This window comes from Pontibacter sp. MBLB2868, from assembly GCF_051904785.1.
Lineage (GTDB): Bacteria > Bacteroidota > Bacteroidia > Cytophagales > Hymenobacteraceae > Pontibacter.
The window spans coordinates 657,410-681,050 of the sequence record NZ_CP196710.1 but is presented as its reverse complement, the minus strand read 5'-3'; the positions used below and the strand labels follow the sequence as shown (position 1 = coordinate 681,050).

21 protein-coding genes are annotated in these 23,641 nt (G+C 46.2%); 13 read left to right on the top strand and 8 right to left on the bottom strand.

The features are described from left to right. Positions 1 to 135: 135 nt before the first annotated feature. Positions 136 to 711 carry a hypothetical protein gene (locus tag ACSX1A_RS02940; RefSeq protein WP_439882120.1) on the top strand — a complete coding sequence of 192 codons (576 nt, stop codon included), beginning with the start codon at positions 136 to 138 and terminating at the stop codon, positions 709 to 711. Between the two features lie 71 nt (positions 712 to 782). Then, a complete protein-coding gene (locus ACSX1A_RS02935; protein ID WP_439882119.1) occupies positions 783 to 1,169 on the top strand; it encodes a hypothetical protein in 387 nt (128 codons plus the stop codon). 84 nt (positions 1,170 to 1,253) lie between these two features. Here ACSX1A_RS02935 and ACSX1A_RS02930 read toward each other — a convergent pair whose 3' ends face one another. Further along, on the bottom strand, positions 1,254 to 1,460 hold the full coding sequence (locus ACSX1A_RS02930) for a DUF305 domain-containing protein (protein ID WP_439882118.1): 207 nt from the start codon (positions 1,458 to 1,460) through the stop codon (positions 1,254 to 1,256). Positions 1,461 to 1,465: 5 nt separating this feature from the next. Continuing rightward, a complete protein-coding gene (locus ACSX1A_RS02925) occupies positions 1,466 to 1,732 on the bottom strand; it encodes a hypothetical protein (RefSeq protein ID WP_439882117.1) in 267 nt (88 codons plus the stop codon). 406 nt (positions 1,733 to 2,138) lie between these two features. Between ACSX1A_RS02925 and ACSX1A_RS02920 the strand changes: the two genes are divergently transcribed. The 3 genes from ACSX1A_RS02920 to ACSX1A_RS02910 all read left to right on the top strand — a co-directional run bounded on the left by ACSX1A_RS02920 (position 2,139) and on the right by ACSX1A_RS02910 (position 3,352). After that, on the top strand, positions 2,139 to 2,456 hold the full coding sequence (locus tag ACSX1A_RS02920) for an ArsR/SmtB family transcription factor (protein ID WP_439882116.1): 318 nt from the start codon (positions 2,139 to 2,141) through the stop codon (positions 2,454 to 2,456). A gap of 63 nt (positions 2,457 to 2,519) precedes the next feature. Beyond that, positions 2,520 to 3,134, top strand: coding sequence for a mercuric transport protein MerTP (gene merTP, locus ACSX1A_RS02915; RefSeq protein ID WP_439882115.1), 615 nt, complete (start codon positions 2,520 to 2,522; stop codon positions 3,132 to 3,134). 2 nt (positions 3,135 to 3,136) lie between these two features. Continuing rightward, complete coding sequence (locus ACSX1A_RS02910; RefSeq protein WP_439882114.1) at positions 3,137 to 3,352, top strand: GDCCVxC domain-containing (seleno)protein; 216 nt, start codon at positions 3,137 to 3,139, stop codon at positions 3,350 to 3,352. A 289-nt stretch (positions 3,353 to 3,641) separates the two neighbouring features. Here ACSX1A_RS02910 and ACSX1A_RS02905 read toward each other — a convergent pair whose 3' ends face one another. The 3 genes from ACSX1A_RS02905 to ACSX1A_RS02895 form a co-directional block, all read right to left on the bottom strand. Continuing rightward, positions 3,642 to 4,826: a DmpA family aminopeptidase gene (locus ACSX1A_RS02905; RefSeq protein ID WP_439882113.1), complete on the bottom strand. Its 1,185-nt coding sequence runs from the start codon at positions 4,824 to 4,826 to the stop codon at positions 3,642 to 3,644. Positions 4,827 to 5,029: 203 nt separating this feature from the next. Further along, positions 5,030 to 5,725 (bottom strand): hypothetical protein, encoded by a 696-nt coding sequence (locus ACSX1A_RS02900; RefSeq protein WP_439882112.1) that lies wholly within the window; start codon positions 5,723 to 5,725, stop codon positions 5,030 to 5,032. A 161-nt stretch (positions 5,726 to 5,886) separates the two neighbouring features. Then, on the bottom strand, positions 5,887 to 6,597 hold the full coding sequence (locus tag ACSX1A_RS02895) for a hypothetical protein (protein ID WP_439882111.1): 711 nt from the start codon (positions 6,595 to 6,597) through the stop codon (positions 5,887 to 5,889). Between the two features lie 243 nt (positions 6,598 to 6,840). Here ACSX1A_RS02895 and ACSX1A_RS02890 point away from each other — a divergent pair, with 243 nt between their 5' ends. From ACSX1A_RS02890 to ACSX1A_RS02870, 5 genes are all read left to right on the top strand, one after another. Then, positions 6,841 to 7,692 carry a phosphatase PAP2 family protein gene (locus tag ACSX1A_RS02890; RefSeq protein WP_439882110.1) on the top strand — a complete coding sequence of 284 codons (852 nt, stop codon included), beginning with the start codon at positions 6,841 to 6,843 and terminating at the stop codon, positions 7,690 to 7,692. 79 nt (positions 7,693 to 7,771) lie between these two features. Then, positions 7,772 to 9,010, top strand: a complete 1,239-nt coding sequence (locus ACSX1A_RS02885) for a TolC family protein (RefSeq protein WP_439882109.1) — start codon at positions 7,772 to 7,774, stop codon at positions 9,008 to 9,010. Beyond that, positions 9,007 to 9,939: an efflux RND transporter periplasmic adaptor subunit gene (locus tag ACSX1A_RS02880; RefSeq protein WP_439882108.1), complete on the top strand. Its 933-nt coding sequence runs from the start codon at positions 9,007 to 9,009 to the stop codon at positions 9,937 to 9,939. Before ACSX1A_RS02885 ends, ACSX1A_RS02880 begins: the two co-directional genes overlap by 4 nt. Further along, positions 9,936 to 12,986 carry an efflux RND transporter permease subunit gene (locus ACSX1A_RS02875; RefSeq protein WP_439882107.1) on the top strand — a complete coding sequence of 1,017 codons (3,051 nt, stop codon included), beginning with the start codon at positions 9,936 to 9,938 and terminating at the stop codon, positions 12,984 to 12,986. Before ACSX1A_RS02880 ends, ACSX1A_RS02875 begins: the two co-directional genes overlap by 4 nt. Before the next feature lie 34 nt (positions 12,987 to 13,020). Then, entirely contained in the window at positions 13,021 to 13,809 is a 789-nt protein-coding gene (locus ACSX1A_RS02870; protein ID WP_439882106.1) for a phosphatase PAP2 family protein, read from the top strand. A gap of 60 nt (positions 13,810 to 13,869) precedes the next feature. Here the strand turns inward: ACSX1A_RS02870 and ACSX1A_RS02865 are convergent, their stop codons facing one another. After that, positions 13,870 to 14,829 (bottom strand): cation diffusion facilitator family transporter, encoded by a 960-nt coding sequence (locus tag ACSX1A_RS02865; protein WP_439882105.1) that lies wholly within the window; start codon positions 14,827 to 14,829, stop codon positions 13,870 to 13,872. After that, positions 14,813 to 15,292 carry a transporter substrate-binding domain-containing protein gene (locus ACSX1A_RS02860; protein ID WP_439882104.1) on the bottom strand — a complete coding sequence of 160 codons (480 nt, stop codon included), beginning with the start codon at positions 15,290 to 15,292 and terminating at the stop codon, positions 14,813 to 14,815. Before ACSX1A_RS02860 ends, ACSX1A_RS02865 begins: the two co-directional genes overlap by 17 nt. A gap of 576 nt (positions 15,293 to 15,868) precedes the next feature. On the opposite strand from ACSX1A_RS02860, the gene ACSX1A_RS02855 reads away from it, so the two are divergent. Continuing rightward, positions 15,869 to 18,988, top strand: coding sequence for a SusC/RagA family TonB-linked outer membrane protein (locus ACSX1A_RS02855; protein ID WP_439882103.1), 3,120 nt, complete (start codon positions 15,869 to 15,871; stop codon positions 18,986 to 18,988). Between the two features lie 11 nt (positions 18,989 to 18,999). Beyond that, complete coding sequence (locus tag ACSX1A_RS02850; protein ID WP_439882102.1) at positions 19,000 to 20,421, top strand: SusD/RagB family nutrient-binding outer membrane lipoprotein; 1,422 nt, start codon at positions 19,000 to 19,002, stop codon at positions 20,419 to 20,421. 129 nt (positions 20,422 to 20,550) lie between these two features. On the opposite strand, the gene ACSX1A_RS02845 is transcribed toward ACSX1A_RS02850, so the two are convergent. Then, positions 20,551 to 21,747: a serine hydrolase gene (locus tag ACSX1A_RS02845; RefSeq protein ID WP_439882101.1), complete on the bottom strand. Its 1,197-nt coding sequence runs from the start codon at positions 21,745 to 21,747 to the stop codon at positions 20,551 to 20,553. 404 nt (positions 21,748 to 22,151) lie between these two features. Here ACSX1A_RS02845 and ACSX1A_RS02840 point away from each other — a divergent pair, with 404 nt between their 5' ends. Further along, positions 22,152 to 23,555: a M14 family metallopeptidase gene (locus ACSX1A_RS02840; protein WP_439882100.1), complete on the top strand. Its 1,404-nt coding sequence runs from the start codon at positions 22,152 to 22,154 to the stop codon at positions 23,553 to 23,555. The last annotated feature ends 86 nt before the right edge of the window (positions 23,556 to 23,641 follow it).

The window sequence follows — 23,641 nt, the reverse complement described above, 5'->3', positions numbered from 1 at the left end:
CGTCAAAATAAATGCAGTTATGAACGCAACAGGATTATATACTGAGGCTGCTAAAAGAGACCAATCAGGAACATCAGGTAATGTAATTTTCCTGAATATTTATTATAATTACAGAATTTTATACCGTTTGGTACGATGCGACTTTTCATACTCCGCCTGTTACTAGGTACAGCCCTGGTTGCGGGCATTAGCGCCTGCGATAATGAGCCCGAGTTCAATCTTCCGCCCATTACCCAGGATGGCAGCAATACACTTGGTTTTAAAGCCAATGGAAAGGTATGGGTAAACTATGGCGATATGTGTTATAACTTTACCTGTGAAGACAATTATGTAGAAGGTCGCCTGCACAGAAATGCAGACCGCACCTACAGTCTTATTGTCAGGGCTGAGTATAACTACAAGTTTAAGGACGAGAAAAGGTATATCTCCCAGAGTTTCTCATTCAGTGCAAACAATGTGAGTAAGCCCGGCACTTACACACTTACCCCTGCCCAGAATGACATGGCAACTATGGTTGCAGACATGAACCAGAATGATTTTTATCATTTGGTAAAGAATTCACAGATTACCTTGCACATCACCCGCCTCGACACGGTTAACCACATTGTATCCGGCCAGTTTGAAGGCGTGCTGGACCACTATTCGAACGCCTCTAAAACCATGGCCATTACCGATGGTCGCTTTGACACCAAGCTCACTTACAGCAGGTAAGCACTAAATAAAAAAAGCCCTGTTAAAAACCAGGCAATTACGACACGCTGATAAACCTAACAACTATAAACATGAAAAAAGCAACCACCCTGTTATCTATCGCCCTTGGCCTTAGCCTTTCAGCAAGCGCACAGACGCCGCAGCAAACAGAATATTACAAGCTATCTTCATCTGATAAGGTATCAGTAGCACAATCCGAAGAGTATTTGCAGGTAAGCCTGGCTCCCACTGACTGGGGCAAAAACTATAAGGCACGCCTCGAGTTTGCTGATAAAACCATCTCTATAGAAGAGTACATCAAAAGCGAAACTAAGAAGGAGAGAACATATCCAACCGCAGTAGCCGTTATGAACGCGCTGAACGAAATGGGCTGGGAGTTTGCCGGCTATATCCCGGATAGCGAAGGCAGAACTGCCCCTGAGAGATTCCTGATGAAAAGGAAAATTGTAAAAGCGTAAGGTTTAGGCTAACGCTCCCAGACGCTCGCAGCTTTTGCGAGCGTCTGCTTATAGGACCACTAAACTTATAAATTAAGGTGGCCCCTATTCCTCGGTCAGTCGCTTTATCATAGCTTTCATCTCTATGATTTCCCGTTTCTGCGCTTTGATTATTTCGTTAGCCAGCTTTTTTACTTCAGGGTCAGTAATGTTAGCACGTTCACTGGTTAGTATGGCTATAGAATGATGGGGGATCATTGCTTTCATCCAGAGTACATCGCCAATTGGTTTTTGCGCGCGAACAAGAAACAAAGCAATCACAAATAAGAGAAAACTTCCTGCAATGATTGCCATGTTTTTTTCCTGTTTTTATACATTTTTCTCATAAACAAAAACATGATCACGGCCATTGCTGAAATACCCAAACAGGACATGTAAAAGCGGGTCAGGCTAAAATATACATGGTCGATTTCATAAGTATTCAGGTACATCGTAATGTACATGGCAATAAAGGAGAAGGCCAACATAGAAACAAATGTGGTATATTGACCATTCATGTTATCATTTTTATCAGGATGCTCCATATCAACAGATTTAAAGTTCAGGTAAAGTATACAGAAACGGGGATATTTAATCTCAGTTCTGTTTACACTGGCTTTTTCATCTGCTAAATACTTTAATTAAACCCTTCCCGTCACCCGATACAGGCCAGAATGGTTGATGGAAACTCTAACCTGCATCAGGAGCAAAGCAAGTCTATACTTACAGCAAAAGTGCAATGGATGCACCATAACAGCTTACTGTCATGTTAGAAAATAGTATCTGGACAAAGGTGCATATATCAAAGCAGCCAAAGTTTTAGTTATACCAAAATAGATAAGCTACCCTGTGTAAATCTTTAAAAATAATTTACCTTTATTTAAGCAAATCCTTAAATAAAGCATTGAGCTTGCTGTGGGGCTGTTAATTTACCGTACTATTTTATTGCGAATGAAAGTGAAAGCGTCTAAATCATGTATCAGGGTGTTTGCCGACGAAAAGCAGATCAATGCTTGCAAAAGCAGGATCGAAGATCTTTCTGCTCCCCTACAAGACCTTTCCAAGGTGTTCCATCTGGCAGGCAATGAGGCACGGTTAAAGATTCTTTTCTTACTAAAAGAGCAGAATGAGCTTTGTCCTTGCGACCTCAGTGATATTTTGGAAATGACGGTTCCGGCTGTATCGCAGCATCTAAGTAAGCTGAAGTCTGGTGATCTGGTAAAACAAAAAAAGGTAGCACAAACTGTTTTTTTATTCGCTTACTTCTGAAGCAGTTACTTTACTGCAACCATACTTTGATTCTCTGGTATCAACATCTAACATATCAGCTTCATGAAAAACCAACAAACAGTTTCTACTCCAAACGGATGGCTCGGAACAGGTATCCTTGCAGCTATAGGAGCTTCTTTGTGTTGTATAACTCCAGTGTTGGCAATGATCGGGGGTATAAGCGGTATTGCATCCTCATTTTCATGGCTGGAACCACTTAGGCCTTTTTTAATTGGCTTAACCGGGTTGGCACTTGCGTTTGCCTGGTATAAAAAGCTAAAACCAAATAATCAGGCAGACTGTGCTTGTGATACTGATCCTAAACCTACATTTATGCAATCGAAGAAGTTTTTATTAATTATAACTGTTTTTGCAATTGTCATGCTGGCCTTTCCATCCTATGCACATGTTTTCTATCCTCAGGATCAGGGCAATAAAGCTATTTTAGGCAAGAACACACAACAAGTTGAGCTAACTGTTAAAGGCATGACCTGCAGCGGTTGCGAGAGCCATGTAAATAATGAAGTAAATAAATTAGAAGGCATTTTTGAGGTAAAAACCTCATACGAAAAAGGTAAAACTGTTGTAAAGTTTGACAAAGACAAAACAACTATAAAGCAGATAGAAGCAGCAGTAAATGCTACCGGGTATCAGGTAACCAATATTAAGCAGAGGTAAAAATGGCTGAAGTCAAATTGAACTCTACGATCACCTGCCCGGCATGCGGATACAGGAAAGAAGAAGAAATGCCAACTGATGCATGCCAGTTTTTTTACCAATGCGATAAATGTGATAACGTACTGAAACCTAAACAAGGGGATTGTTGCGTTTTCTGTAGCTATGGTGATATGCCTTACCCTCCTATACAGGAGGATAAAAGCTGCTGTAGTAAATAAAGGGTATCTTCAATGTAAGGTTTTGTGAATGTCTTTTAACCTTGTACACGGTATGCCAGCACTTTGGCTTACACCCTCACATTTCTACTGTAGCAATTGTCATTAAATAGATACTATTCAGTGATGGGATCAGCAATTCTTATCGAAACACACTAAAGTATAGGTAGTTTTTTCTTTGATCCTTTGCCCTTGCCAGCAGCTGTTTACAAACATTTTCGTGGTTAAAAAAGTGGTTCCATATGCCATACAAAACGGCATATGGAACAACTCCTAAGGCACTTAGCAAAACTTACTTTTTAGCTTTTTTAGCTTTCTGCTCTGGAGCATTCAACCTGTTATACTTACGCATTACTTCCTGCAGCCTTGTGTGCGGCAATGCATAAATCGTGTTCCCGTTGATGCCTTCCATAGTTTCGGCTGCTACCAGCGCATTAATTATCGCTTCTTCTGTGGCTTCGGCAGTTGCCTGGTATAAATTATCCATTAATTCCTTTGGTACCGCCTGCCATGTCTCGAGTGTTCCTTTTTTGTTTGTGGAGGGGGTGCGGGTACTAAAGGCCAGAAATATGTCGCCGGAGCTGTTACGGCCAATGCCACCTGTGCGGGCCACACCTATGGTTACGCGTTTTGCTAATTGCTTTAACTGGGTGGGCAGTAAAGGGGCATCTGTCGCGATCACTACAATAATAGATCCGTCCTTTTCTTTGGTGTTGATGATGGGTTTCAGATCTCTTACCTCCCGACCTACAGGCACCCCCGCCACCATTAAATCGCCACGCCCACCAAAGTTACCCTGGATAAAGGCTCCAACAGTATAGGTAGCTGTATCAAGTTTTATGACCCTGGATGCTGTACCACTCCCACCTTTAAACAGGAACAAAGACATGCCAGTACCACCCCCTACATTTCCTTCGGATACAGGGCCGCCTTTGGCACTGTCTAATGCCTCCCAAACATCCTCTTTCTTTACATGAAAGCCATTAATGTCATTCAATATGCCATCAAACGTCTCCCCAACAACTGGCAGGCCAAAAGAGAAATCAATCAGATCACCTTCCGAAAAATGTTTGAAATTCCATTCTCCTATGGCATCGCGCACAACACCAACGCTATAAGTATTTGTGATACCAATGGGGCCGTAGGTCATGCCATAGTCTTCTATATAAGGCAGGCCAGTCATCTCACCATCGCCATTCAGGCTATACCAGGCAGCCGCTACACCTTCATTTGATTTGCCTTTAGGTAAAATGACCGTAACTCCGGTGCGCACTGGTCCAGTACCAGCTTTAAGTTGCCCCTCCCCCCGTATCAGGGTTTTGTAGCCCACTTCAATTCCGGGTACATCGGTTATGGCATTATAAGTACCAGGCTTACCATCAAAAGGAATTCCCAGATCACGGGCGCGAGGTTTAGATTGTCCCATAACCGAGAGTACGGCCAGGCATAGCAAAGGTAGTAAAAGTGTTTTTTTCATTTTTTTCATAGTAAAGGGAGTATAAGTACAAATTCAAAAGTATTCAATTTTTAGAAATATCACCTTTACTTACAGTAGAATATTAACAGTTTCAGAAGCATGTATTGCTTATACTTAGAGTTACCCTGAACTCACTACTATTTTACCTGAAAGGATGAGAAACAAGGAACTGCTTCAGACAGATAAGTTAAGTGATTTAGGAGCTACTGCTCAAAGGCAGGGCTTAACTTTGCCAGCTGGTAAAAATAGAGGGTCATCAGCAGGAAACAGAGACTATAAAAGAACTCTCCTATCTCTTCTTCGCGGCCGGTAGGGTAATCAAGTAGCATTAGAGAGGCCAGCAGAAACCCCAGCCCCAGGAACTTTGGCGGAAATAAAAACTGCCCGAACCGAAGCAGCTGTGCACCGGGCTTTAACCAGGAGACAAGCAAGGGCAGCAACAAACCATACACAGAAACGACAAGCAAGGCGATGTGCTTTGTTTTAACTTTAAATACTCCTTGCACAGTGTTATGTATATTGGTTTCATGCTGATCGTTGTAGCGGGCAAAAAAACCACTTGATTCCCAACCAAATATGCGCTGTCCCCAACTGATTTCTTCAAGGCCAGCCAGTATACTAAACAGAAAGAACAGGATGAAAAACCAGTGCGTGTACCCATAAGCTTTTTTGATTGTGATGGCTGTTTTCAAAGCAATAACACCTGCAGCTATCAACGCAAAAAAGGTACACCATTCCACCACATGATCCTCCTGTAATATGTCCATATACAGGTCCTCGGCTATGATAAGCAGAAACGCAAAGACAAATGTCAGTATCACAAACAGGTACCTGCCTGTATTTTGGATAGGCCTGATATCGGGGTGCGTGTACAGCATATTGCCTTCTTTGGACGTCATCGGCATGCAGGTATTGCGATGTTGTAAATACAGGGCTTTACTGCGTAAAACGCAAAAAAACAATGTTAGTTCTTTGCTACCTCCCAATGAAAACATGAAAAAAATGCTGAAGCAGCTCTTAAAAGAGCTACTTCAGCATGAAACAGGTCAGACAAAAATGCTTATTTCTTGTCGATCAATTTTATAGCTATCCGAAGACTATCTCTCAATGCCTTGGCAATTTCCTGATTCCCATCGTTGTCCTTCGGGTTGATCTCGATCTTGCCATTATTGTTGCCATCTTTTGCTGCTGTCAGGTCAACGCCTGACACTGCACTTAATAACGTACCTAACTTATAATCAATTACCAGCACTTTATCCTGCCCACCAATCAGAAGGTCTTTGTTGCTATCTTCAAAATCAATATCAAATTCCTCCTCCACATCGTGCCAAAACTCGAAAGGCACTCCATCTATGGTTCCGGTCATTAGTACAGCCTTGTCCAGCATCAGCCCACTGGTACCTTTGTGAGTTTTGAATCCCACTTCCTCATATACTGCATTTGGGAGTTCTATGGTAGCAATCAGATTATTTATAGAGCCTGACGGGTTGAGCAGGTCAAACTCAAAGGGTCCTTTCAGCTTAATATCTTTCACGGCCACTTCTGTAGAAGATCTAAGGTCGTCTTTATCAAACTCAAACGCAATTTCCTTCATGTTTATCCGGAAGTCGCTGATCACGATCCTGCCTTGTTTGCTATCTGTTGCAGTAAGTGCAGTTGCAGTAGCTTCTACTGCCAGGTTGGCACTGGTACGGTTCACGTCCTCTGTGTCGCAACCTGAAAAGACAAATCCGCCTACTAATAAGGCAGCATACATTATGTTTGTTTTCATGAAGATGATTTTAATTTTCCTCAAATGTGCCTTGTCAAAATGAATTTTACATGAAGAAAGCTATATATTTCAGAAGAACTATAGAAAATATAAATCCACTTTCCTGAGGATATGGCAGTGCTATTGGTATTTGAGATAATTTTCGTTAACTTACTATTGCCGTGATAGTCAGTAGCACTACTGGTGACCAGCAACCTGATCCTGAAGTTTATATTTTTTTGTTAGTTTTGGCCGGGATAGCTTATGTCTTACCTTAGAATTGTTTTAAATTCAGGCTTGCTGTGGTTGCTTTTTTTAGCCCCCGTTGCTGTTCCTCAACAAGCGATGGCGCAGCCCGCCTTTCTTCTTCAGGATTCTACACAGCTTCAACAACCTGCTGCTCCCATATCTCAGGCTATGCATCCCGTTACCAGGTCCAAAGCACTGCAGTCAGCAAGCATTGCCTTATCTGGCGCCGCCCTCTGGACCCTTTCCTATGCCTATGTAGATGAACCTTTCGAGCAATTTGTACAGAGCCATAGAAGTGCTGTGGCAGATGGAATATCATTAGTCGTGCAGCCACTAGGCCGGCAAAAATACCTGCTACCTGTTGCTGGGGCAGCTTTTGTTACAGGCCTGATTGCTAAAGACAAGAAGTTACAGCAAGCAGGCGTGATATCAATGGGTAGTATAATTATAAATTCAGCTGTCACCAGCACCCTTAAAAACACATTTCACCGATACCGGCCCAGCACCACTACTGAAAACCATGAATATGATGAACCTTTCTGTGGTTCTCTTAATGGTTCTTTGCCTTCGTCGCATACTTCAACAGCCTTCACAGTAGCTACATCCATTGCTACAGTCTACAAAGACAAAAAATATGTTCCACCGATCGCTTATGGCGTGGCAACACTTGTCGGGCTATCCAGGATAAACGACAATGCCCACTGGACAACCGATGTGCTGGCCGGTGCCGCCGTTGGCTATCTTAGTTCTAAAGGCGTAAGCTTACTTTACGATCTGGCTGATAAAAAACTAAAGTCCCGACAGCTTCTGATCACGCCACAGCTGAGCGCGAACACTGGTGGCCTTAGCGCTACTTATGTTTTTTAATACCTAAAACCAAACCTCCGTTTAGTCCTTTCACGTTAAACAGTAAGCTACTTCACCATGATCTAACGGCTTATTGAATATGCCTAATCGGTATTATTGCTTTTACATTTTTTTACAACTCCTGCTCAGCCAACACCAGCTAAGCGCCCAGACACACAACCTCCCATACTACCTGGAAAAAGGCTTGGAAAATAGCCCCTTACTCCAGGACTTCCGTTACCAGCAACAGTCTAACCTCATCGACAGCCTGAAGGTATATGCCAGCTACAGGCCACAGGTAAACGCAACCGCTAGCGTTATGGAAGCGCCTATAGCCAACCACTTCGGCTACGACGAGGCCGTAACGAACGGGGGTGACTACTCCGGCGTGGTACGCGTGTCACAGGACCTATTCAACCGCAGAGCCCGCACCGTGCAACTGGAAAACATACGGCTGCTCAACCTGTCCTTAGCTGCCCAAAGAAGGCTGGAGGCACAGGACCTGAAACGGCTGATCACCGCCCAATACATCACCACTTATGCCGATTACAGGCAGATGCAGTTTAGTGAACAGGTGCTCGGCATTTTGCAGGAGGAGGAACCCGCCTTACGCAAACTGGTGCAGAACGGGGTGTACCTGCAAACCGATTACCTGAACCTGACTATCAACCTGAAAGCACAGGCTATTGCTTACCGGCAAGCCCGCATACAGTACCGTTTTGACCTGAATGGCCTGCGCATTTTGTGCGGCATCGTAGATACGGGTATGGTTGAACTTCAGCCCCCCGAGATAGCCGTGCAGGACCTTTTAACAGCTACACCCACTTTGCTGAAGTATAAAGTTGACAGCCTGCAGCTAGCCCTGAACCGGAGGCAGATAGACCTGAATTACCGCTATAAACTGTCTGCTTTTGCCGATGCTGGTATAATGGCTACCACACCCCGGGGCATGCCCCAACACGTAGGCGCCAGCGCCGGGCTTAGTTTTTCTGTTCCTATATATGATGGAGGGCAACGGCGGCTGGAGTACCAGAAAATAGCTATTGCACAGCAGAGCCGGGAAAAGTACCGCGACTTCTACCTGAACCAGTACCGCATGTTTCGGCGGCAGCTCAGCGAGCAGCTTGCTGCCACCAACCAACTGATCCAGGACATTCAGGAGCAGCTGGAGAGCCAGCAAAAGCTACTGAAAATGTACCGCATCGAACTCGCCGCCGGACTGGTGCGCTTTACCGATTACATCTTGGTCATCACCAACTATGCCGAAATGCAAAACAACCTGGTGCAGGCAGAGATCAACCGTTTTCAGATCGTGAACGAATACAATAACTTAAAATGAGATACACGCACCTTTCCTGCTTCCTCCTGATTTACCTGCTACTGGCAGGCTGCACTTCCGCTGATGAACCGGCTGCAGAGGAAGCAGAAGCGGTCGTGAAAACACCGGTCATGGTCACTACTGTATCCAGGGAGCCTTTAAAAGAAACAGTCGAGCTGAACGCTGTCTCCTCCTATCAGAAAAAGGACGTGCTAAAAGCCGCTACCGATGGTTATATAATAAAGATGTTTGTAAAACCCGGTGCCCGGGTGAAAGCAGGCAGTCCCCTCTTCACTCTGAAAACCAAGGAAGCGCAGGTTCTGGGAGATCTCATGACAAAAGACCCTGCCTTAAACTTCAATGGTATGATCACGGTGAGGGCACCTTCTTCCGGTGTAGTGCTGGAGCTGAACCATCAGGCCGGAGATTATGTGAACGACGGGGAGCAGCTGGGCCTTATATCGGAGCTGAGCAGCTTCGTGTTCCTGGTTAACGTTCCTTTTGAGCTGAACCGCTACACCACCATTGGCACGGCTGTCAGTATTCTGTTGCCGGACTCTACCAAAATCCCCGGCACCATCACCTCCAAATTAGCCAGCATGAGCACGGCGTCACAAACACAACAGTTCGTGGTTACGCCCGAAACAGATGCCATACTTCCGGAGAACCTGCAGGCGGTGGTAGTACTCAACAAACAAGAGAAACCCAGCACGCAGGTACTCAGCAAAGAAGCGGTGCTTACCAATGAAACCCTGGATAAATACTGGGTCATGAAACTCATCAACGATACCACCGCAGTAAAAGTCCCCGTAAAAACGGGTATCATCACAGAGCGCCAGGTGGAAATTCTTAGCCCCACGTTTGCCCCGACTGACCGCATACTCATCTCCGGCAACTATGGCTTGCCCGATACGGCCTTTGTTAAAGTTCAAAACAGGCAGCCGGAATGAAGAACTTTTTTGTAACCTATAAAAACCCTGTGGCGGTGGTGCTGGCAATTATACTGCTGGCTGGTCTTTATGCCTACACGCAGATGCAAACCTCGCTTTTCCCGGAGGTGACATTCCCTAAGATTAAGGTGATCGCCGACTCCGGGCTTCAGCCTGTCAGCACCATGATGGTGACGGTGACAAAGCCGATGGAAAATGCTATAAAACGGGTGCCGGGCTTAAAGCTGATACGCAGCGTTACGAGCCGGGGCAGTTGCGAAATCTCCGCTTTCATGGACTGGAACGCCGACATAGACCTGAGCAAGCAGCAGGTGGAATCGGCTATTAACCAGGCGCAGGATGAGCTTCCGGCAGGCATCTCGATCACGGTGGAAAAGATGAACCCAAGCATACTTCCGGTGCAGGGCTACGTGCTTGACGGGCCCGGAAGAAATCCGATAGAGCTGAACCACCTGGCCCTCTACACGGTAAAGCCCTTCCTGTCGCAGGCCGGTGGGGTGGCAGATGTGCGCGTAACAGGGGGCAAAACCAAGGAATACCGCGTGGAGCTGGAGCCGGAAGCCATGCAGGCGCTGCGCATTACCCCCGCCATGATAACGGACGCACTCAGCAGCTCCAACTTTATCCAGAGCAACGGCTACCTTTCCGATTACAACCGGCTATACTTGTCAGTAACCGATGCCACGATCCGGAACCGGAAAGAACTTGAAAACTTCGTGGTGAGCAACGACAGCCTGCGCGTGGTGCAGCTAAAGGATGTGGCCAGGGTGCGCATTGCCGAGCAGGTGGAGTATGTACGGGTAAACGCCAACGGTAAAAGTGCGGTGCTGGTGGCCGTTCTCAAGCAGCCAAACGCCAACCTGATGGATGTTTCAGCTGCAGTAAAGGACAAAGTGGAGCGGCTGAACGCTACCATCCTCCCCCGGGGCGTAACCCTGAAGCCATACTATGTGCAGGGCGATTTTGTGGCGGACTCCATCCGCAGCGTCAGCGACAGCCTGCTCATCGGTTTGTTCCTGGCTATTGTGGTGGCTGTCATTTTCCTGCGTTCCTTAAAGTCCAGCGCCGTTATCCTGATCACCATCCCTATTACACTCGCCTTTTCGCTGGTGGTGCTGTTCATGCTGGGCTATACTCTGAACATCATGACGCTGGGCGCCATTGCCGCCTCCATTGGCCTGATCATAGACGATGCCATTGTGGTGGTAGAGCAGATCCACCGCACCCACGAGGAACACCCGGAAACGCCTACAAAACAGCTGCTCTCCAAATCAATCGGCTATTTGTTCCCGGCCATGGTGGGCTCATCGGTCAGCACCATCGTCATATTTTTCCCGTTCGTACTACTCAGCGGAGTGGCCGGCGCATACTTCAAAATACTGGCCAATACCATGATCATTACGCTGGCCTGTTCCTTCTTTGTTACCTGGTTGGGCCTGCCTGTTATTTACCTGTTGTTCTCGCGCGGCAGGCATACTGTTAAGCCAGCACCACCTGCTGCGGAAAGCAGATCACGCAGATGGATCACCTTCTTTATTCACCGTCCGGTGCTAAGTGTGGGGTTTGTGGTTTTGTTGGTGGTGGGCAGTTTCCTGGCCTTTCCTTATTTAGAGACCGGTTTTCTGCCGGAGATGGACGAGGGCTCCATTGTACTCGACTATGTTTCGCCACCCGGTACCTCATTGGAAGAAACAGACAGAATGCTTCGGGAGATAGAAAAGAAACTCACGAAGATACCGGAGGTGGCCAGCTATTCCCGCCTTACGGGCACACAAATGGGTTTCTTTATCACAGAGCCAAACAATGGCGACTATCTCATTCAGCTTAAAAAGGACCGCAGCCGCACCTCCGACGAAGTGATCGAAGAAATACGCCAGTTCGTGGAAACCACACAGCCTGCGCTCCAGGTAGACTTCGGGCAGGTGATCGGTGACATGCTCGGCGACCTGATGAGCTCCTCGCAACCCATCGAGATAAAGATCTATGGCGATAACCAGCAGCGGCTGCAAGAACTGGCCCGACAGGTGGCCACTATTACTGCGCATGTGCCCGGCACGGCCGACGTTTTCAATGGTATCACCATTGCCGGCCCTTCTGTAGAAGTATTGCCCAATAGCCAGCGACTGGCGCAGTTTAACATAACCCCGGCTAATCTACAGAACCAGTTACAGGTACAAATGGAAGGAAGTGTGGTCGGGACGATTTACGAGAAAGAGCAGCAGACCAATATCCGGATGACATACCCTAATGCGGCGGCTACCTCTATTGAGCAACTCAGGAACACCCGGGTATTTTTACCAACCGGGCAGCTCAGGCAGATCGGTACCCTGGCACAGGTGAAGATAACACCGGGGCAGGCAGAGATAGAGCGCGAAAACCTGCAGACCATGATACCGGTAACGGCACGACTGGAGGGGCGTGACCTGGGCAGCGTTATGCGCGATATTCAGCAGGAAATTAGCAGTTCCGTAAAATTGCCTCAAGGCTATCACATCAGTTATGGTGGCGCGTACCAGGAGCAGCAGCAGTCTTTCAACGAGCTTTTGCTTATCCTCTCCACCGCTGCCCTGCTGGTGTTTGCCGTTATACTTTTCCTGTTCAGGGATGTGCGCGTGGCCCTGCTGATTTTAGGCATAGCCATACTTGGTATTTCCGGAAGCCTGCTTGCCCTGCTCTTTACCCAGACTGCGCTTAACGTAGGCAGCTATACCGGCATTATCATGATCATAGGTATCATCGCTGAAAATGCTATCTTCACATACCTGCAGTTCAAGGAAACGCTACCCGGCCACGACCCGGATGAGGCTGTAACTTATGCCATATCCACGCGCCTGCGCCCCAAACTGATGACGGCCCTTGGCGCCATCATCGCCTTGATGCCCATTGCCTTTGGCATAGGTACAGGGGCGCAGTTGCACCAGCCACTCGCTATTGCCGTGATCGGAGGGTTTGTTATTGGCCTGCCTCTGCTACTGATCGTTTACCCGAGCTTCCTGTTGATGCTCTTTAAAAGAAGTAATAGCAACGAGGTGTTAACGGAAGATTAAAAAATTATTGAAAACTTAAAAGAACTATTCCTATATGATACAAAAGCCCCTAACGATAATTTCCTGTAAAATAGATGATTTTTTTGAGTGGGATCAGATCCAGAAACTAGAGAACAAATATCCCAAGCTGGTGGGCTTCTTACATAACCGACTGGGGATGCAAGGATTCTTTGGCCTTCCTTTTACCTCCCTCCTGCTGGTGGTGTTTGTCAACCTGTCCCTGCTCACAGAGATCTCGGAGCACATTGTAAACTCAACAAGCCTTAAGTCGCTGGACAGCACCGTCAGCCTGTTCCTTTTTGACATGAGAACAGATATGGTTAGCAACGCTATTTATTATTTTACCCAGCTTGGCTCTGAAATGGGCGTTGCAGCCATGTTCCTGTGCGCCCTGTTTTTCCTGTTTCTGAAAAAGAAGTGGCACTACAGCGTTGCCCTCATTGTGTCGGTCCTGGGTACTGGCATTTCCACCTATTTTACAAAGGAGCATTTTCACCGGGAGCGCCCTTTGGATATCGGGTACTATAAACTGAGCACGTTCTCCTTCCCGAGCGGCCATGCAGCAGGTTCAGTAGCGCTGGTAGGTATGTTCTGCGTGCTGGTATACATGAGCCGGGAAAACATAAAGTATGTAAGCTTATGGATTACCTTAGGACTGCTTTATATAGTTTTAATTGGCTTCAGCCGTATCTACCTCGGCGTACATTTTGTTACAGATGTGGCCGGAGGCTATTTATTAGGAATTCTGTGGGTGATTGTTGCCATCTCAGTGTTGGAGTACCTGATGCTCCGGAAGAAGGCTGCCATTGCCCGACTCAAGTAGTGTATAGCTAGCAAAAAGTTAGCGACACAGGCCGGTCAAATGTGGCAGCATGTAAACCGGTCATTTCTTTTCATCAGAAGGAAGCTTTCTGACAGGCATGATCACAAACTCCTGGATACGCCAGTCGAGATCCTGCACCGCTTCCGCAGCTTCTTCAATCAACTGTGTCTGGTTTAACTCCACGTTAGGTACTACAAACGCTTCTCCAAGATAAATATGGCCTTCTTCACGTAGCCGTATGGTAAATTCCTTAATCCAGGTCCGGTTCGATAGTGTTTCCTTTACCTGCTCAATCAGTGGGTCGCGCTCGCGATAGTCTACCGTCATGGGTACCTGATCCATAAGATCATACACGGCCTGTTTCAGATTGACAAACCCATCGTGCACGATATCGATAGAAATAATAATGGCCGCCGTGGCATCTGCCCACCACCAGCCCATCCCGATTCCGAGTACTCCAAAAATTGCTGCTGCTGCGGTCATCCAGTCAGCCTTATTCATTTTGGCATCTGTAAACAGGTTTTTCTCATGAAGCTTTTCAGCGATAGGCAATTTCTTTTTACCGAGTATGATGGCCGGAAATGTACCCCATAACATAGCCGCAATCATCAGGTACCCCAGCCAGAACTGATGCCCGAACAGCACGATGGTACCAATGGTAGCATGCTCTGCATTGATCAGGGTCATGGATGAATCAAAAATCAGGAAACAACCAACAGAGAAGAGTGCCAGCGCACTACACAGGTAAGCAATACTAACCACACGGTGATAGCCATACGGGAAGTTTTTGGTTGGTGGCTTATGATATATTTTTGCAGCTATCAGAAACGAAACAGAGGGCGTAAGGCTTAGTATATCTTCAAACCAGGCTGTTTTCATAGCCTGCGAATTGCCCATAGTAAAATACACCGCCAATGCTGTAGTTATTAGATAGCCAATTGTTATCCACTCCAGGCGCTTTGCCTTATTAAACTTTTCTTTGAGATGATCCGGGTATTCAAAATTATTTATCTTCTCCATCTGTTAACATTTTTTTCACCTCTCCTTCTTTTTCAAACAGATACTTTTCCAGTTTAATGATGAAAGCATTCTCCCCTTTGATAGAGGCCATCACATGTTTTTCGTAGTCTTGCTCGGCATAGGGCCTGGTGAAAGCTACCCTTGTTTTCCAGGGATTATCCCGGGTAATGCCGGCTATTACCAGGTGCACTTCTTTCTTTTCGAGTAATTCATACAGGTTATGTTCTGTATCGTTCTTCCACTCAATTTTTGCATTTATTGTTTTTGCAAACCCTTTCACCAGTTCAGGCTCCACACCTGTAGGAATACTGTCATTTTTGATCACCCAGGGTGGATTTTCAGAATACCCAACGATCAACGTACCGTTCGATACCTGCTTCAGGGTATTTTCAGTGTCTTTCGGAAAATTACCGCATCCGGCACATAAGGCCAGGCAGACAACCAATATAAAAGTATACTTCATGTTATTTTAAAGCTAGTGCGTGGTTCCAGGCCATATTTTGTAATTTTGTACTATTCCCAAACCTAAATCCATTGCATTTTTTATTTTAATACAGTTATACATACTGCTTTTAATGATTTAGTACCACAGAAATAACTTAGCTTTCCAGTAAGCTTAATTGTAACACTACACCTCTCTTACTTACTACCAGCAAAGCGCAAACGCACTATTTAAGCATGTATAGTGTATTGATAATATTTTTGTTTCAAAATGTTATCAGGCAAAGTCCGAGTATCATAAAAGGCTTATTATTGCACCTTATTTTTCCATAACTATTCACTAATTCTTCCTTACGATTGTATTATTTCTAAGGAGTAAAGCCCACCTGATCCTGCTCCACAAACAACTCCCTTATCAAAAGCGGACTATATTTTAAAAAATATATACCTATTTTATCATTCTCCGTACATTGGATTTAACAATAACGGCATTACTGATTAGGAATTTAATTTAGGCTATTCCGGTTTGTTCATGTATTCCACGAATAGCTACAGGAAAAGATTTTAGAAATGTTTCATCCTATTTAATCCCAACGCTATGAGGAAAAATTTTACATTTATCATTCTGCTACTGCTGTGCCTGACCAACGTAGCCCTTGCCCAGGAAAATTATGTAACTGGCAAGGTTACCGGAGCAGAACAGGGCATGGCCCTGCCTGGTGTGAGTGTACTGGTAAAAGGCACTACCACCGGTACGACCACAGACGCTAACGGAGAATTCAGGATACAGGTACCCAATACCAGCGCTGTGCTCGTTTTCAGGTATCTCGGCTATGAAACCAAAGAGGTAACGGTTGGTAACCAGTCCGTTATCAACGTAAGCCTGAACGCGGACACCAAACAACTTTCTGAAGTGGTTGTAACTGCCATGGGTATTTCACGTGAGAAAAAAGCCCTGGGATATGCATCACAGTCAGTTAGCTCAGAAGCTCTTACCGAAAACAGGCAACCAAACGTGCTCAATGCACTGCAGGGCAAAGTAGCGGGTACTACCATCTCCAGCACAGGTGGTGCTCCGGGCCAGGGCACCAGCATCATTATCCGGGGAATAAACTCCATAGACCCTAGTCGCCCTAACCAACCGCTCTTCGTGATAGATGGTATCCTGATAGATAACTCCACATCCACTTTTGGGGCTGGAGCAGAACTACGGGGCATGAGTAACCGCCTGGCCGACATCAACCCGGACAACATAGAAAGTATAAACGTACTGAAAGGTGGCGCTGCCACTGCGCTTTATGGTTTGCGTGGTGCGAACGGAGTGGTCGTTATCACGACCAAGAGTGGCCAGAAAGGCGCGATGCGTGTAAACTTAACAAGTACCACCGGTATAGAAGAGGTCAATAAATTTCCGGATGTACAGGACACGTATACCCAAGGCTATCTGGGTGTTTATGACCCTGAAAGTTTCTGGCCATCATGGGGCCCTACAGTTGCTGTGGCCCGACAGATAGACCCTACCCACCCCGCTGAACTTTATAATCATTTTAAAGATGCCTATGAAACAGGTCATCAGTTCCGGAACACCTTAACCTTCTCGGGTGGTGGCGATGCGATCACCTACATGTCCTCGGTTTCACACCTGAAGCATGAAGGGGTGCTGCCTTTCACTGATTTTGAAAACATCTCCGCCCGCCTGAACACTGATGTTAAACTGAGCGATAAAATTAAGACAGGCGCAAACTTTACTTATATCAACTCTGGCGGTAACCGCTACAACGCTGACCGCTTTAACGAAAGCTTAAGCTACTGGTCGCCGAGATGGGATGTGACTGATTATATAAAGCCTGACGGAACAATGAAAACCTACGGCAACAACAACCCGATTTATGGCGCGGCTACCAACAAGCTGAAAGATGATGTGAACAGATTTATTGGAGGGCTAAACTTCAGTTATACGCCCATGAGCTGGCTGGAGCTGTCGTACCGTGTAGGATATGATACTTACACTGATGACCGCACCCGCACCGCGCCGGGTCCGCGAGGCTTTGCCGATGAACGTGTTTATGAGGATAACGGCCTTGGCTTCGTGAATGAGTATACTTCCAAATTCAGGGCGGTGAACTCTACTTTTATTGCAACGCTGCAATCTTCATTAGGCAGTGACTTTAACGGAACACTCAGGCTCGGGCACGACCTGTATGCACGCAAGATCAAAAGCTTTGGTGCAGAAGGTAGCGAACTGGCTGTTTTCGACTATTTTAACCTGACCAACGCTCGGTTTTTATCTACCGTACAGGAACAGGAAAAATACAGATTGATGGGTATATTCGGGGAGGCCTCTATTGATTACAAGGATTTCCTTTTCCTTACTGTAACCGGCCGTAACGACATCACCTCTTCACTCGAGAAATCAAACAGGTCCTTCTTTTATCCTTCGGCCAGTATCAGCTATATTTTCTCGGAACACCTGGATCTGCCGTCTTTCATCAACCAAAGCAAGTTCAGGGTATCGTACGCCCAGATCGGTAAAGATGCGCTGCCTTATTCCACCTCTTCCGGTTTTGCCACTTACGACCAGTTGCCAACAGGATTTACCGGTTTCACAAGATCAGAACTGCTAGGCAACAAAGACCTTCGGCCAGAATTTACAAATACATTTGAGACAGGTCTGGAAATGTCGTTCCTCGACAACAGGCTGGGTTTTGACTTTACCTACTACTACTCCCTTAGCAAAGATCAGATCCTGAACATAAATGTTGCAGCATCTACTGGTTTCGTAAAAGCTGCCGTAAACTCAGGCGAAATGCGCAACAAAGGGGTTGAGGTTGTCTTAAACGCCACACCGATCAGGACCAGTGATTTTACCTGGGATTCTAAACTGGTGTTCTCTGCTAACCGCAACAAAATTCTGAGCATCAGGGAAGGGTTAGAAGAAATTCCGTATGCTTCTCAGTTCGGCTATGTAGGCTCAACCGTTACGCTTAAATTAATTGAAGGCCAGCCTTATGGTAACATCTACGGCTCGCACTATCAGCGCTACTACGGACCTGGAGAAGAAGAAGACCCGCTGTTTATAGACACGTCGCGGCCTATCGTGATAGGTGCTGACGGTTTCCCGAAGCGGGCACCGCTTTCCAGCCAAAAGATACTAGGCAACTCCCAACCAGACTGGATAGCAGGCTTCACCAACACCTTTTCTTACAAAAACTTGAGTCTGACAGCCTTATTGGATACCCGCCAGGGACAGGATAAGTATAACCAGATGGGCAATTTCTTCGCTGCCTTTGGCATAGCCGAATACACCGAGAACCGCGACCAGACCATTGTGTTTGATGGCGTGTTAGAAGATGGCACACCAAATACAAAACCTGTTTACCTGGGCCAGGGCATTGGGCCGAATGGTGTAAACTATGGCAACGGTTACTATCGTAACGTGTATCGGGGCGTATCCGAAAACTTTGTCGAAGATGCCTCATGGGTAAGACTTCGCTCTTTAACGCTTAGCTACACACTTCCGAGCCAGTTATTTGATAAGATATTTGTAAAGAACGCTTCTGTTTCCTTAACAGGTAATAACCTGTGGCTGTCTACAGACTACTCCGGCTATGATCCTGAAAATAGTTCAGCACCGGCAGGAAGTAATATAGATGGCTTTGCCGGTTTCACTTACCCGGCAGTACGAAGCTACCTGTTCACACTTAATGTAGGATTCTAAACCCACAAGGCATGAAAAAGATATTCAGATACACCTTCGCCCTCACCTTATTAATGGGGGCAATGCTAAGCTTACAGAGTTGCGAGGATTATTTCGACCTGAACGAAAACCCAAACCTGGTGAATAACCCTCCCCTGGAAACGCTACTCGCTACAACTACTCAAAAAACCGGACTCAACAGCCAACGGGTAGGCAATATTACCTCTTATTTTGTGCAGTACCTGGCCAGCCCGACAGCCGGCAGTTCAACGGATACATATCAGGTAACTGACTACACCTCTACCTGGGATGCACTTTACCTCGCGATGGCTGATATCTATGATATGAAGCAAAAAGCGATTGAACAAGGAGCTTCGGATTATGTGGGCGTTGCAGATGTAATGATGGCTTACAACCTTTCTCTGGTAAGCGACCTATGGGGAGATGCACCCTACTCGGATGCATTTACAAGCAACACCCTTACACCTGGGTTTGACACTTCGGAGGAGCTTTACCAGACTTCCTTGGCCCTGTTAGATGAGGCTATTGCCGAATTGGGTAAAACGGATTCAAAGGTAATACTTGATCCTGTTAGTGACTTGATCCATAGCGGCAACAAAGCCAACTGGATAAAAACAGCTTATGCCCTGAAAGCACGGCAGTTAAACAAGGTAACCGGCACACCTGCCTACAATCCGCAGGCAGTGCTCACGGCAGTAGAGAACTCTTATACCTCTAACGCCGATAACGCAGACATGAGTGTTTTTGAAACCAGCAACCCTTGGGCTAATATAGCCATCGCCAATGCGGGAAATTTACTTGGCGGTTGGCTTTCAGAGCAACTAATTGAGCAGCTAAAGGGAACAACCACCGGTATACGCGATCCACGACTTGACATGATCACAGACACGACTATAAATGGAACGTATGTAGGTACACCTAACGGCGCAGGCAATGCTGGAACGGCCAGTAGCACTATTAAGGATGAAGTATACATCTCGATTAACTCACCGATCACTGCAGAAAAAGCCCCGATAATTATCGAGTCTTACCCGGAAGTAAAAATGATAGAAGCGGAGGCTGCTCTGCGTGCAGGCCAGACACAAAGGGCTTATGATGCTTATTTGGAGGGCATTAGGGCAAGTATGGCACTCTATGAAGTTAATCCGGCAGAAGCAAACGATTATATTAATGATCCGGCAATTTCTGTAGGTGCATCAAACTTAACGCTTGACATGATCTTTAGAGAAAAATTCGTGATCACATACCTGAACCCAGAGGCATGGAATGACGCCAGAAGATTTGATTATATGTATGCAGACTTCACCTTGCCAGCAAATGCTGCTCTTAATACATTTATCCGTAGAGTGGCATATCCTCAGGGAGAGGCTTCCAAAAACCCTAACACTCCAGAGACTCCTGCGCTTTCAGAGCCGCTTTGGTGGGATAATTAACCAGCAAGGATATAACTAAATTTACAAGAGCCGCCCCTTTCAACAGAGGCGGCTCTTGGCTTTTGCGGCGCCTGCAACAGGATGTGCTTAACTACATGAAACACCATACGCTGCTGCGGCATAATGCCCTTACTTATAATCAACCTTAAACCTGTCGAGGTTCGGGAGGTACTCTTTTTTCCGGTTCAGTTCATACTGATAAACAGCCTTCCCCAGGTTTTTCATAAACGGAAATCCGACTTCATCATACTCATACTTCCCATCGTTCAGTATCTCATCTTCGTTTACATAGATCACCGCAGTCAGCAGAAACTCCACCTTGTTTTCAAAGTCCACGATGTAGGCATTATCGATCATAAAACCATAGGCATCCCCTATTTTATTAAAGATGCGGATGTTGCCGGGAATGCGGTCTTTATCCTGTCCATACATCAGGAACTTGACATAACTATCAGGAAATTCCTGCTCCTCATACTTAGGGTAGCTGCTTTCCCGGGGCAGCATCGACATGTATTTATATAGAAAAGTATAGTCCTCCGGCTTCAGGTTAAAGCGCTGCTGCTCCGGCACTGCTTCCGGAAACAGGATGCTTTTCAGTATCCCCTGCAGCACTTCCACCGAGATATAATTTTTAGCGGAGAAATCCATCGGCTCCTTTACAAGATCATCCCCCTGCATGTAGCCTTTGCCTAAGTATACTTCCTGCAGCGGACTAGGCTTCGGGTTAGCGTTGTTAGCCATTGGCTGCTGGTACAGGATGTTGTCTCCTTTATAAAAGGTAAATGGATTTGTATGGCTGTTCTCGTCCGGTGTCAGAAAAATAGAAAGCCTGTGCGATAGCCGTACATTTTCAAATCCTTTCTCATGTAGTCCTTCATTCAGCTGCTGCTGCCCCAGAAACTCATACAGTCTGTTGTAAGCATCATTATCACTAACCAACAGTACCTTTTTGATATAGTGTGCGATGGATGGCAGGTTGTTCGCAGCGCTGCTGTCTGTGGTCACGGCAGACTGTCCGGCATACGCACTATCAATTTTTAAGGTGGTATACTTGTCAAGGCCGGCTATGTTAAGCTCATTTAGTTTTTCGAGAGCTAAGGCGGCAGCGGGCAACTTCACAGTGCTGGCCGGGTAAAAGTATTCTTTCGGGTCCAGGCGCCAGGCATAGGATGTAAAGTGCGGGTTGTTGGCCTTGTCCCTGTCTATCTGTGTATAAAGCACCTGCACACGGTACTTCTCCGGCTGCTCCAGTATCTTCTGAAACTGGTCCGGGTGTCGCTTCATGATCTTCTGAACCATCTTCTTCTCTTTTGTTTTTTGAACCATACAAGATGCCTGGGTGAGGGAGAGAAAGCCTATAAGCATCAACTTTGCCCAGAAAATCCGGCCGTTTTTTAGTTGGGTGGGTGTGTAGACCATAATATCGCGTTTCCTTAGCAGGAAGATACAAACCTTCGATGTTTTCTCCCAACCTTTTTAAAACTCATATCAGCGTACACCCATTCAGATTATTTCGTAAAAAGCATTTGCATGGCTACACTTTAGCTCCAGTAATGGCAAATCAGTACTAATATGCATCTGTCAGAGCGAATGGATAATAATTCCGGCTGGTTGTTCTTATTTTAATCCATGACCCAATGCGAAAATTTTGTTACATACTGCTTATAATTGTGGCATCAACAATGGTTAACTGCCAGAAAAAAGTTACCACGCAGCGAATAATTACTGGAATGGCGAAACTACCCTACGAGCAGCATAAAGCTTACAAAGAAGAGAGCTTAACCAACAGAAGGTTTAAGCACAAAGACATCGTACCACTTTTGGAACAGCTGAAGACCAATCCCCTTTTCGACGTACAGGTGATCGGGAAATCGGTTGAGCAACGCGATATTTACATGGTTAAGGCCGGCAGTGGCAAAACTAAGGTGCTGCTCTGGTCGCAAATGCACGGAGATGAGTCTACGGCTACCATGGCGCTTTTCGACCTTTTTAACTTCCTGCAGCAAAGCGATGACATGGATTCCGTGCGCCAGGAGATACTTACTAACACCACCCTCTACATCATCCCTATGCTGAACCCGGACGGTGCGGAACGCTTTATTCGCCGGAACGCGCTGCACCTGGACCTGAACCGGGATGCACTGCGGCTGCAAAGCCCGGAGGCAGTGTTGCTCAAAAGTATACGCGACAGCCTGGACCCAGAGTTTGGATTCAACCTGCACGACCAGAGTCGCTACTACACGGTTGGCAATACCTCAAAACCTGCTACCATCTCATTTCTTGCCCCTGCTTTTGATCATGCCCAGACCGTAAACACTGTCCGGGCACGGGCCATGCGCACCATTGTGGGCATGAATGCAGCCATACAGGAACTGATACCCGGGCAGGTTGCCAAGTATTCGGATGAACATGAACCGCGCGCCTTTGGCGATAATATTCAGAAATGGGGTACAAGCGTGATCCTGATCGAGTCCGGGGGCTATCCCGGTGATCCGGAAAAACAGGTGATCAGGCAGTTGAACTTTGCCTCTATGGTTGCTGCGCTGCACCTTATCGCTACGGATGGTTATAGCAGGTTTACCCTGAAAGACTACTATAACATACCCGAAAACGAGCGTAACCTCTTTGACCTCGTAATCCGGAATGCAACTTATGAGCAGGATGGTTTGAATACATTGCTTGATGTAGGGATTATGCGGGATGAGGTTGCGTCAGGGGCAGCTCCCAAAGGATTTTACTATAGCAGCAGTATAGAAGAACTGGGCGATATGAGCACATTTTACGGGTATGAGGAGTTAAATGCCGAAGGGCTTACTTTAGTACCTGGGAAAGTATATCCAAATCCATTTAAAAATGTAAAGGACCTTAGCACTGAACGCGCAAATGAGCTTCTGAAACAAGGCTTTACCACCATCCGGGTAGAGCAACTACCTGAAAAAGGATTTAACCCACAAAGCTTGCCACTGAATATTACAATCAAAAAAGGCAAGGTAAACCATTCGCTGGCACTGGAACGGAAAGCGAACTTCGTGTTGCAGGATAAAAGTGGCCATGTGCATTATGCTGTCGTAAATGGATTTGTGTACGACATGCAAGGCGCCAGGCCTGCATTTTTGTATGGCTTAATACTCTGAGAATACTTCGCTAAAAAATTATCAAGCACCTATATAGCAGGCGGATTTTATAAGATAGCTTTGTATCTTACAGATTCAATCAGACC